Annotated in this window: 8 protein-coding genes; 5 read left to right on the forward strand and 3 right to left on the reverse strand. The window is 68.2% G+C overall.

Going from position 1 to position 11,347, the window contains the following annotated elements:
* Positions 1-181 precede the first annotated feature (181 nt).
* Together LUTJ29_RS16215 and LUTJ29_RS0105050 are read right to left on the reverse strand one after the other, a co-directional pair.
* On the reverse strand, positions 182-1,120 hold the full coding sequence (locus tag LUTJ29_RS16215; protein ID WP_144774547.1) for an alpha/beta hydrolase: 939 nt from the start codon (positions 1,118-1,120) through the stop codon (positions 182-184).
* A gap of 431 nt (positions 1,121-1,551) precedes the next feature.
* A complete protein-coding gene (locus LUTJ29_RS0105050; protein ID WP_027071589.1) occupies positions 1,552-3,639 on the reverse strand; it encodes an alpha-L-arabinofuranosidase in 2,088 nt (695 codons plus the stop codon).
* 574 nt (positions 3,640-4,213) lie between these two features.
* On the opposite strand from LUTJ29_RS0105050, the gene LUTJ29_RS0105055 reads away from it, so the two are divergent.
* A complete protein-coding gene (locus tag LUTJ29_RS0105055) occupies positions 4,214-6,370 on the forward strand; it encodes a hypothetical protein (protein WP_027071590.1) in 2,157 nt (718 codons plus the stop codon).
* 120 nt (positions 6,371-6,490) lie between these two features.
* Complete coding sequence (locus LUTJ29_RS0105060) at positions 6,491-7,204, forward strand: transposase (protein WP_027071591.1); 714 nt, start codon at positions 6,491-6,493, stop codon at positions 7,202-7,204.
* Between the two features lie 116 nt (positions 7,205-7,320).
* Here the strand turns inward: LUTJ29_RS0105060 and LUTJ29_RS16220 are convergent, their stop codons facing one another.
* Complete coding sequence (locus LUTJ29_RS16220) at positions 7,321-8,046, reverse strand: hypothetical protein (protein ID WP_144774545.1); 726 nt, start codon at positions 8,044-8,046, stop codon at positions 7,321-7,323.
* 233 nt (positions 8,047-8,279) lie between these two features.
* Between LUTJ29_RS16220 and dcm the strand changes: the two genes are divergently transcribed.
* The 3 genes from dcm to LUTJ29_RS0105080 are packed head-to-tail and all read left to right on the forward strand — an operon-like array spanning position 8,280 to position 11,325.
* Entirely contained in the window at positions 8,280-9,521 is a 1,242-nt protein-coding gene (dcm, locus tag LUTJ29_RS0105070) for a DNA (cytosine-5-)-methyltransferase (RefSeq protein ID WP_156911542.1), read from the forward strand.
* A complete protein-coding gene (locus LUTJ29_RS16225) occupies positions 9,521-9,955 on the forward strand; it encodes a very short patch repair endonuclease (protein WP_051322725.1) in 435 nt (144 codons plus the stop codon). Before dcm ends, LUTJ29_RS16225 begins: the two co-directional genes overlap by 1 nt.
* Positions 9,952-11,325, forward strand: a complete 1,374-nt coding sequence (locus tag LUTJ29_RS0105080; RefSeq protein WP_051322726.1) for a type II restriction endonuclease — start codon at positions 9,952-9,954, stop codon at positions 11,323-11,325. The genes LUTJ29_RS16225 and LUTJ29_RS0105080 overlap by 4 nt, the downstream gene beginning before the upstream one ends.
* The last annotated feature ends 22 nt before the right edge of the window (positions 11,326-11,347 follow it).

Here is an 11,347-nt window from a genome sequence, read left to right on the forward strand (position 1 = left end):
ATGAGCGCCGCGACGGAGCCCCGGGTGCGCTTCGCTTACCCGGGCTACGCGATTGGCGGCGCGTAGCCCGGATAAGGCCGCAGGCCGCATCCGGGACACGCGGCAATGAGCGCCGCGACGGGGTCCCGGGTGCGCTTCGCTTACCCGGGCTACGCGTCGGGGTACGCGTCGTGCGTCGGGTTCACCCGTGGGCACAACCTGGCCCGTCGCCGGCTTGCGGCATGAAGCGCAGGAACCAGTGGCCGACGCGCTCGCGCACGGCGGCGACGTCGTCCTCCGTCTGCATGGCGTGCGGCAGTTCCGCGACCATCTCCAGTCGCAGCCTGCATGCCTGCGCACCGGCGTAGTGCGGAACCAGCGCCTCGTGCAGCGCACGCACGCCTTCGTCGGCGATCATCGCGTCGCGGGCGCCATGCACCACCAGCACCGCCGGCGGCGGGCTTCCGGCCGCAATGTCGGCGGCCCGCTTCGCGGCGTCGGTCCGTGCAGCAAGCGCGCGGGATTCCGGTGTCCACGCATAGGTGCTGCCGGTCGCGCGCTCGTAGGCCGCGACCGACGCACCCAGGCCGATCGATGCATTCAGGACAACGCCCACGGCCACCGGCACCTCGCGCTCGGCCAGCGCGTACAGCGCGGCCGCGCCACCCGCGGAGAACCCGAACAGCCCGATGGCCTGCCCCTCCGCCAGGCATCCTTCCCGCCGCAACGCCGCTGCCACGCGCGGCAGTTCGTGCGCGGCACCCATCACCACCGGCTGGTACACGCCGGTTGCCAGGTCCTCCGACTGGCGTTTCGCCAACGCGCCGGGATCGTCCAACGCACGCCGGCCGAACAACGGCAGCCCTGCATAGACCTTCACTGCCGGTACCTCGTCCAGCGGCAGCAGCGACATCAGCGCCGCCTCGCTGTCCGGCGGCCCGAATCCATGCCAGAGCACGATGGGCGGCATGCGCACCTCCGGCGGGATACGGACCAGCGCTGGCACGCCGTCCAGATCGGCCTCGATGACGCGAACGTCCTGGCCGGACGGCGCACACATCGGCTGTCGGGTTTCGCCACCGTCCGCGGCCAGTGCCAGAACCGGAAGACAGCAGACCAGGGCCACCAGGGCGCGTCGCATGCATCGGCTCCGGCGAGGATGAACACCGGATTGTCGCGACAGCCGTCGTGATGGGCAGGCCCATTCGTCATGCATGCGAAGGCGCGAACACGATCCGCACAACCGGCGCACATCAGCCTCCGGGGGAGCGCCGGCGCGACGATTGGCTCCGTGCGGTCGCTCTCTTCGACCGGACTCCCCGGAGCATCCGCTGTCCGTGTCCGGCCACGCCCCGAAGCACGGCGGTCCGGCGCGTCGTGCGGACAAGGTAGGGGGCCGCATGTCGGGACGCGCGGCGACGGGTGTCTCAACGAATCCCCGGGTGCGCTTCGCTTACCCGGGCTACGCGATGGGCAGTGCGTAGCCCGGATAAGGCCGAAGGCCGCATCCGGGGCCGCGCGGTGACGGGCGCCCCGGCGAATCCCCGGGTGTCCCGCGATGGCCCGGGGCGGTCAGGCGCGTTCGAAGTGGTAGATCTCCACGCTCACCGGGGCGATGGTCAGCGAACCGGCCGAGGCGTCGAACGTGGACTCCTTCGCACCCACCGTCTCCGGCTCCCCGAGCGGATTCTTCGCATCCGGGCCGGGGCCGGTGAACTTCCAGCAGCGCCCCGACGCCTTCGGCCGGAAGCCCTCCAGCGCGAGCGCGAAGCTGTGCGGCTCCTCGGTGCCGTTGACCACGGCCAGGGCCAGGGTCCGGCCGTCGGCCGTCAGCGCCGCGGACATGTCCAGCGGATACGTGTCGCCACCGGTGTTGACGCTGGGCTGGTCGCCGCCGACCGGGTACTTGGGCGGCGGCGTGGGCGAGTCGCCGTTGACCGCCACCGGCACGGTGCCGAAGCGCTCCTGGTAGAACTGGAACATCCGCCCCTTGATGCTGATCTGCGAGCGCGTGCGGTCGAAGTTCATCCACGCGGTGGCCATGGTGTAGCCGGCCATCTCGATGAAGTCGGTGTGGCGGAAGAACTCGTGGAACGCGGCGGCGATCGCCAGGGCACCCTTGAGGTCGTCCTCGAAATGGAAGGCCCACTCGTCGAAGAACACCTTGACGCTGCCCTTCTCCAGTTCCGGGAAGTGCTTCTTGTACTCCTCCCACGCGTCCACCATGGTGCGGATGCGGTCGGGCATCTGGTGCACCCATTCGTTCAAGGTCTGGTTGACGTCGACGAGCTTCCCGGTGGCCAGGTCGAACCGCTTGTTCGCCGGCGGATAGGCATGGGTGCCCAGCGCGTCGAACTTGCCCCAGCTGTTCTTGAACATGCCATAGGCCCAGTCGCGCTCGGAGCCGACGTGCACCTGCGGCTGGCCGGCGATGAAGATGCCCTGCCCGGTGGTCATCTCGTCGACGAAGCCGCCGGGGGCCACGATGTAGATGTCCGGGTCGACCTTGCGCATCGCGTCCACGAACATGTTGTGCTTGATCGTGTACTGCTCGCGCGCCATGTGCCCGAACTGCCAGTGGCCGTACATCTCGTTGCCCACCGCCCAGTACTTCACGCCGTAGGGCTCGGCACGGCCGTTGGCCGCCCGCTTCGCGCCCCACTCGGTGTCGGCGCTGCCGTTGACGTACTCGACCAGCTGGGCGCCGGAGCGCGGGTCGCCGAACCCGGTGTTCACGCACCAGAACGGCTCGCACTCGATCAGCTCGCACAGCTGCAGCAGCTCGTCCACGCCCACGTCGTTGGGCTGCACCGCGTTCCACACCGGATCCAGGATCGGCGGGCGCCGGTCGGGGTCGCCGATGCTGTGCTCCCAGTCGTGGGCGGAGATGAAGTTGCCGCCCGGCATCCGCAGGATGTGGCAGTTCATCTGCTTCATCAGCGCCACGGTGTCGGCGCGGAACCCGCGGACGTTGTCGGCCGGCATCAGCGACACCGCCCCCACGCCGAAGCGGCCGCGGCCCTCGCCGACGATCTCCAGGCGGGCGTCGGTGGTGTCGATGCCGGGGTCGAAGCTGAAGCGCTGCGTCCCCCACTGCGACGACGCGCGCACCCGGGTCGAGAGCGCCTCGCGGCCTTGGCCGGGGACCAGCCGGACCGTCACCGTCACGCCCGGGTCGGCCCACAGCACAATGCGCCCGTTGTAGGCGGTGCCGGACTTCAGCGCCAGCCCGTGCTGCACCATCCCCCGCTCCTGCGCACCGTCGAGGGTGACGACCGGGCTGTGCTCGCCCACGTACGGGCGCTCGGTATCCAGCGCGATCGCCGACACGGGGCCGATGGCGACCCACTTCTCCATGTAGCCCATCGCGCCGCGGCGATCGTCGGGCTTCCTGTCGCGCTCGGCCAGGACGCCGTAGTAGAACTTGCGGTCGTCGAGCGTCTCGCTCCACAGGCTGTGGTTGATCAGGTTGCCGATGTGCTCGATGAAGCCGCCGTAGATCATCGGCGAGATCGGCGGACGCGTGGCTCCGGTATCGATCGTGGCCCGGATGCCGCCGGGCGCCGCGAACACCGGCGGAATCCAGGCCGCCGCGCCCAGCGCCGCCGAGCCCAGCAACAGGTTGCGCCGCATCAGGTCCACCTTGTGTCGATCCGCCATCCTTCATCGCCTCCAGCATGGTTCGGGGTGCCGCGCGCGCGGGACCGGGCCGATGCCGTGCACCACCACGAGTGCCGGCGCGCGCCGGCACAGCATAGCCGCGGCCGGCCGTGGCGCTTGCCGTTCCAGCCATGCGGATTGGGCGCCGAGACATGCCAATACGGACATGGCATGAGATGGATCCAGGTGCATCCCGGGGGAAGATCCCGCCGCGCGTGCCAGCAGCCACGATGCGTGGCCTCCGCGCTGCCCGTCGGCCCGCGGATGACTCGAGGCGCATCCACCCCTCCGCGTCTTGTGTGCGAATGATTCGGGCGCGGCGGTCCGCGTCGTCCGGGGCGAACCACGCACGGCAATTGGCGACCCGACCGCTGGCCGCCGGGCGAGCCCTGCCACCTGTTGACGCGGGTCAGCGGGAGTCTGCTAGATTCCCGGTCGGCCCACGCGCGGGCATGGGGAATCAGTCCGGACTCGCCAGCGGGACGCCGTCGAAGACGGCGCGCGGTGTACTGCGCCTGCTGCGACTGTCCGAATGCGATCGGGGGGAATCGTGGGGCGAATCAGACTTCTCGGAGTGGTGGCACTCCTGTGCGTGGCGTGCGTGGTCCGGGCCTCCGGGACGGACGACCTGGCCGCGAAATGGGGCGTGTACTGGACGCTGGCGGGCAAGTCCGTCGGCCCGTCCAACCAGGGCAATACCATCTCCTGGACCTGGCTGACCCACGGCAAGACCCTGCGCCAGGTCACGACGGGCCCGGATGGCAAGCAGATTGCCGCCGATCGCATTTACCTCGACGACAACGGCACGTTGAAGATCTTCACCCGCGAGCAGTCGATGTTCGGCACCGTCTATGGCGGCCAGGCCGAGCCCGACGGCAGCCTCGTCTTCAACAACGGAGGCTGGGGTGGCTTCGCGCTGCAGCTGGAGGGCGAGGACCTGGTCTACCGGGCCGTGAAGTGGCGACGGGCAGGCCCCGAGATCCGCGAGGAAACCGAACGGTTCCCCGCGGTGAGGTCCAGCCTCCTTGCCGGCGGGGAAGGCTCCGGCGGGGCCGGTGACGACGCCGCGACGAGGCCGGTGGACAGCGCGGTGGCAGGGCCCGCCGCGGAGTCCGGCTCCGGGCCGGCCGCGTCGACGCGCTCGACCCTGCCGGCCGACGGCACGGCCTACCTGGAACTGGGCCAGGAGGTCCAGGGAGAACTGGCCCACGAAGTCCTGAGTCTCCACGGAGCGCCCGTCGGCGCCTATCGCATCCGGGGCACGAAGGGCCAACGGATCTGCGTACGGGTGGCGTCCGACGATGCCTACGTCCACGCGACGATGTCCACCTCGCTGAGATGGTCGCGGAACGAGGAATACACGACCTTCCTTCCCCCGTGGCATGAGGACATCCCGGCCGACCGGCGGCCCGCCCGTCGCGCTCCGGCCACCATGCTTGTCAGGATGACCGGTCGCGAGCGGATCCTCTGGGTCGGGGGCTTCAGCCCCAGCCTGCGCGACCACCTCGGCACGACATACCAGCATTTCAATTACCTGCACAACGAAGGCGGCATGGCCCGGCAGGGCAGCTTCGTGCTGCAGGTGTGGGACGCCGAACTCCCCGAACCCGTCGCCCGCGACCCGCGCCTGGCCGCGGCACGGCATCCCGGGGCCTCGGAGACGCCTTGGCTGGGCGACCTGAAGGGCATCCTCGACCAGCCGTGGCTCAACGAGGCCAACGGCCTGATCTCCCAGCTCAGCCTCGAGGATGGTCGCCTGGTGCAACGGCTGATCGACTCCGCCACGGGCAAGCGACTCGCAGACCGGGTGTACGCGCCCACCGGACGCCGCGGCGAGTTCCGCCGGACCCTCGACGGCCACGTGCTCGAGGTGCAATGCGACGGCTCCTGGACACTCTCCGACGGGAAATACGTCACCCATGCATGGAGGCAGGGCGACGGGATCCAGTGGAAGTACATGCCGGTCGCTACCTCCGCCTACATGACCGCCGGTCATCTCGTACCATCCCAGATGAAGCGGTCCGCCTGGGTCGTGCCGACCAACGAAAGCATCGCAAGGGTCCAGGCCAACCTCGCTGCGGAGCGCGAGAACGCGCGGCTCGCCGCGGAAGCGCGCGCCCGCGAGCAGGACGAACGCCAGGCCATCTTCTTCGGCGCCCTCGGGGGCTTCGCGTCCGGCCTGAACAGCGCCGTCCAGGACCAGCGGCGCATGGAAGATGGATTCCGCCACGCCCGCGTGCAGGGCATGCGCGACGGCATGGCGGCACGTGCGGCCATCGATGCCTCGGAGCTGGCCGCGCGACTCGCCAGCGCGTCTTCGTCGAGTCCGTCCGCATCGCGCCCGGCGCAGGGCGCGGGCACCGGCAGTTCGCTGCCGACCGGGCCGGCGCAGGCCACGTCGCCTGCGTCACCCGTCGCGGCCTCCTCTTCGGCCGCGGCTGGCGAACCGCCGTTCCATTCCGCCTGCATGATCATCCAGGAGGTCCAGGAAGGGCGCCGGGGCGCACGGCTCCTGCTCTCGAGCATCGGCCAGATGGGCGCCGAAGCGCCCGATGCGTTCCGGCTGGCGGACAACTTCAGGCAGGACGCAGGCAGACGCTACGGACAGGTGCCCTCCGCGCTGTGCATGAGTGACCGCGACCGCGCCAGGCTGGAACAGACGATCGAATCGTCGATCCGGCAGCATTCGGGCAAGGAGATCGTGCGCACGGGCATCGCGCCGCGGCTGTAAGAAAGGGGACGGAGGGAATTAAGGGAATGGGAGTTTCCTCACGCCCCCTGCCCCCAAAAACCGATCGCCGGCAGGCCGGCGCTGCGGCACCTTCGAGGCACATCCCAAGCCTCGGCTGCGATGCCTCGCCAGCCCAGACTCGAACTGCCCGGCGTCCCGCTGCACGTCACCCAGCGCGGCGTGAACCGCTGTGCCATCTTCCTCGACGACGAGGACCGTCACCACTACCGCCGTGTGCTTCGCGAGGCGTGCCGCCGGCACGGGGTCTGCGTCCATGCCTTCGTCCTCATGGACAACCATGTCCACCTGCTGCTCTCAGCCGTGCAGAGGGGCGTGATCTCCCAGGCGCTCCGCCGCGCCGGCCAGGCCTATGTGCAGGCGTTCAACCTGCGACACGGGCGCTGCGGCACGCTCTGGCAGGGCCGCTTCAAGTCAACTCTGGTGGATTCGGACGCCTACGCGCTGCGCGTGATCCGCTACATCGAGCTGAATCCGGTGCGGGCGGCCATGGTGGAACGCCCTGACCACTACAGGTGGTCCAGTGTCCACACCCACCTGGGCACGGCACAGGATCCTCTCCTGACCCCACATCCGGTCTACCTCGCCCTGGCTGCGGACCGTGCCGGCCGTGCAGCGGCGTGGCACCGCTGGCTCAACGCCCCGCTCGATCCGGAAGAAGTTGCCCGAATCCGGGCCTGCATGGCACAGGAGCGCGCGCTTGGCGAGCCCCGTTTCCAGGCGATGGTGGAGAAAGCGCTGGGCCAGCCCGCGAGCCTGCGACCGCGTGGAAGGCCGCCGCTTCGACGGCCCAACGGGAGCGCGGCGGGAAGCTAGTGCCCGCTGTCGCTCGAGTTCCGCTCGGGGTCTTAATTCCCTCCGTCCCCTTTAGCTCGGCGGGGGACTGGTCGCCGCCGCAACAGTAGCTGCGAATGTGCGGGCGCTCGCTTTGCCTACTGACGGCGTGGCGCCTGCGGCAGCTCCGGCGTGGAGTCGCGCAGGATCTCGAAGTTCTCGCGGGCGCGGCGGGCCCGCTCTTCACTGACCTCGGCTGCGGCCCGCGCCTCCTGCTCCAGCCACACATGTTCGGGCACTACGTCCACGGCCCGCGGACGTTGGAAAGCGGCGTGCTCGCCGACCGGCAGCTGGCAGTTCCGGCTGAGCGTCGCCTGCTCGCGCCCTGATCGCGCCGCGGTACTCTGCACGTTGATCACTACGCCCAGCGTGTCCCCCAGGGGCTCGAGCCCCAGGCAGACCCGGTCGATCATGGCCTCACTGCGTCGCGCGTTCTGGTCGACCATCACCAGGAGGTTTGTGGCATCCAGCCACACCACAGACGCGACTCCGTCCATGGCACTGACAACGGTCCGGGCCGATTCCCGATCGATTCGCCGGCGCACCTCCGGGATCCGTGCCGACCGCATGAAGTCCGTTTGAAGAGACTCCAGCCCTTGGCGGACCCCTTTCTGGTCACCGACGATGGCCGACGCCCGGATCCCGGCCATTGTGCCGGCCGTCTGGACTACGTCGAGGGGTTCGCCTGCGCGCTGAGGGCGCGGCTCCTGCTCGACGGCGTCGGGTCTGGCGCAGCCCCCTGGCAAACCTGTCCCCAGGAGCAGGGCAATCGAGAGTGTGCGCCAGCCGGCGGCGCGGGCGCGGTGTCCGAGGTTCCGTTCCATGGTGTTCCCCCTGTTGCCGACCCAAGTATGGGCGACTCGAGCTTCCGGCGGGCGGGCAGCGGAGGAAAGCGGGGCAATTGGCTGGCCACCGTCGCGCCGTCGATCGGGTGTCGCGTTCAGTGAGACCGGCCCCACAGATGCTGGCCACGCGCCGCCGTCACCAGCCCCCCGCACCCCCTTCCACCCACGGGACATTCCAGGACAGAATGTCCCTACCTTTCCCGGAGTCGCCAATGGACGTCTACGAACTGCTCGATCGGGCTCTGAAGCAATTCAGCCACAAGGAAGTCGCCCTCGCGCTCGGCGTAGACCCCAAGACGGTGCGGCGCTGGCAGGTCCGGGAGACCGAGCCGAAGCCGTACGTGGCGGAAGCGATCCGGCAGCGCCTGCTGCCCATGGGGGAACCGTCCAGCGACCCCGGCAGGTTCACCTTCATCGACCTGTTCGCCGGCATTGGCGGCATCCGGATCGCGTTCGAGCGCCAGGGCGGTCGCTGTGTGTTTACCAGCGAGTGGGACCCCTACGCCTGCAAGACGTACTCCGCCAACTTCCACGACGGGCCGGACCACGTGTTCGCCAGCGACATCACGCAGGTCCACGAGGACGACGTTCCCGACCACGACGTCCTGCTGGCCGGCTTCCCCTGCCAGCCGTTCTCCATTGCCGGTGTCTCGAAGAAGAATGCGCTGGGCAGGCCTCACGGCTTTGCCGACAAGACCCAGGGCACTCTGTTCTTCGACGTGGCCCGGATCATCGCGAAGAAGAGGCCCCGGGCCTTCCTTCTGGAGAACGTGAAGAATCTCGTCAGCCACGACAAGGGCCGGACGTTCTCCACGATCATCGACGTGCTGCGCGACGAACTGGGTTACCAGGTCTTCTACAAGGTCATCAACGGCAAACACTTCGTCCCGCAGCACCGCGAACGCATCATCATCGTCGGGTTCCGCGAGCCGACGGACTTCAGCTGGGATGATCTGGAGCTTCCGGATTTCGACACAGCGCCGAAGATCGGCAGCATCCTCCACCGGGAGGATGGCACCGAGCCCGCCGCATGGCCGTCCATCAGCGGCCCCAGGGGCAAGGTCCTGGACAAGTACATCCTGTCGGACAAGCTGTGGGGGTATCTGCAGGACTATGCCGCCAAGCATCGCGAGAAGGGCAATGGCTTCGGCTTCGGCCTGGTGACTCCGAAGGACACGGCTCGCACCCTTTCCGCCCGCTACTACAAGGACGGATCCGAGATCCTCGTGTCGCGCGGCCGGGGGAAGAATCCCCGGCGGCTGACGCCCAGGGAATGCGCGCGGCTCATGGGCTTTGATGACGACTTCCGTATTCCCGTCTCCGATACCCGCGCGTACAAGCAGTTCGGGAACTCGGTGGTTGTTCCGATGATCGCCGAAGTGGCGCGGATCATGGTGCCGCACCTGGAAGCCCGGATGGCGGCTCCCGCCAGGCGGAGCCGAAGAGCCGCCTGATGGCCGACATCATCAGCCCGGAGCGCCGTTCCGCGCTGATGTCGCGGATCCGGGGCAAGGATACGAAGATCGAACAGGAGGTCCGCAAGGGCCTCCATGCCTTGGGACTCCGGTATCGACTTGGGGGCGCCGGGCTGCCAGGGCGGCCGGACATCGTTCTTCCCAGGTTCCACACGGTCGTGTTTGTGCATGGATGCTTCTGGCACCAGCATGATTGCCATCTGTTCCGGCTGCCGAAGACCCGCCCGGAGTTCTGGAAGACGAAGGTCGACGCAAATCGAGCCCGTGACCGTCGAGTCTCCAGCGCGCTGGCGGACCTGGGCTGGCACGTCGAGACCGTGTGGGAATGTCAGCTCCGGGGCCTCTCGACGGAAGCGAGGAGAGACGCCATCATCTCTCTTGCGGAACGCATTCGTGCCAGGGGGAGCGGATGAGGGAGCAGTTCGAACTGGATCTTGGAAGCAGCAGGATTGCCGAAACGACCGCGGACGGCTCTCCGTTGTGGTGGAAGGTCCAGAGTCTTGCGGCTGAAAGCGACCGCCTCTTCGTCAAGAAGCTTTCCAGAAACGACACCTCCTGGGCCGATGACCCGCGAAAGAGGCAGGCAGGCTTCTACATCCCCCGCCCCGTTCGTGACGCCGGGTTTTTCCCGCCCCTGGAGGCGGACAATCCGGCGAAACCCCACATTTTCCATGCCGTCATCCAGGTCCTCTGGCCGCAGACAGGCGAGGTCACCACGTCCCATCTGCGGCACTTCAGCAACAAGGGGCCCGAAGCGCACTGCACCCGCGTACCCAGAGTCCTGTTCAGCGAGCTCACCCCCGCCTCTTTCCTGATGGCAGGCCGCTTTGCCAGACCGTTGGCCGGTTGCAGGTGGTGGATGGCAGTTCTCGACTCGGCTGGCGAGGAAGCGGAGATCCTGGAAACGGTGTTCGACCTTCCAGTCGACTTCCGCTACGGCCTCTTCCATGCCCACGCCATCTCGGCCGCCCGTCGTGCAGACCAGGATGAACTGGAGGAGCTGATCGAAGAGTTCCGTGCGGCCATGCGCACTGGCACGCTGGCGGACGTCGTGTCGCGATATGCGGTTATGCCCGATCCCGCAGTGATCGCCCGCCAAGCCAGGGAGCAATGGCTTCGGGCGGAGGGACTGGCGGCGTTCGACCCATGGAGGATCGCGGCACCTGGCGACGCGATCATGAAGATCAGCCGCGAGATCGAGTACCGGCTTTACAAGGGACATGAGGTCCGGAGGCGCGCCTCCGAACTGCTCGCACTTCTGGCGAACCAGGGTGACCTGCCCTCTGCCGTAGTGAGGCGCTACCCGGAGATCGATGCTGTCCTGCTCAGTGCCAGTCAGCAGCGCAAGACGCGGGCTGGGCGGTCGTTCGAACAGCACATCGCCGCTGCCCTTGACGCGGGCCAGGTGAGATTCCAGGAGCAGGCCGTGACCGGCGGCCGGCGGCCGGACTTCGTGATGCCGGATCTGCGCACTCTCCGCAGCAACAGGCGGAGCCAGGAGGGCGCACTTGTGCTTGCCGCCAAGACGACGCTCCGCGAAAGGTGGAAGCAGGTTTTCAGCGAGCGATTGAACTGTGAGGTCTACCTTGCCACGATCGACGACCGTGTCGCGCCGAACGCGATTTCGGAGATGGCGGACAAAAGCATCAGGATTGTCGTGCCGGAGTCCCTCAGGAACAGCCCTGAGGCGTTCTACAAGGGGCAATCCAACGTTCTGACATTCAGAGAGTTCTTCGACAGCGAGATCAGGGGACGACGGCCACAGCTGATCAGGCAGCGCTGACACGGATTCTGGAAGCAGGGGG

The sequence above is a fragment of the Luteimonas sp. J29 genome (assembly GCF_000472505.1).
Classification (GTDB): domain Bacteria; phylum Pseudomonadota; class Gammaproteobacteria; order Xanthomonadales; family Xanthomonadaceae; genus Luteimonas.

Bases quoted from the DNA above. Each gene is read 5' to 3' on its own strand.
- LUTJ29_RS16215 (WP_144774547.1), bottom strand. From the start codon at position 1,120: ATGCGACGCGCCCTGGTGGCCCTGGTCTGCTGTCTTCCGGTTCTGGCA.
- LUTJ29_RS0105050 (WP_027071589.1), bottom strand. From the start codon at position 3,639: ATGGCGGATCGACACAAGGTGGACCTGATGCGGCGCAACCTGTTGCTG.
- LUTJ29_RS0105060 (WP_027071591.1), top strand. From the start codon at position 6,491: ATGCCTCGCCAGCCCAGACTCGAACTGCCCGGCGTCCCGCTGCACGTC.
- LUTJ29_RS16220 (WP_144774545.1), bottom strand. From the start codon at position 8,046: ATGGAACGGAACCTCGGACACCGCGCCCGCGCCGCCGGCTGGCGCACA.
- dcm (WP_156911542.1), top strand. From the start codon at position 8,280: ATGGACGTCTACGAACTGCTCGATCGGGCTCTGAAGCAATTCAGCCAC.
- LUTJ29_RS16225 (WP_051322725.1), top strand. From the start codon at position 9,521: ATGGCCGACATCATCAGCCCGGAGCGCCGTTCCGCGCTGATGTCGCGG.
- LUTJ29_RS0105080 (WP_051322726.1), top strand. From the start codon at position 9,952: ATGAGGGAGCAGTTCGAACTGGATCTTGGAAGCAGCAGGATTGCCGAA.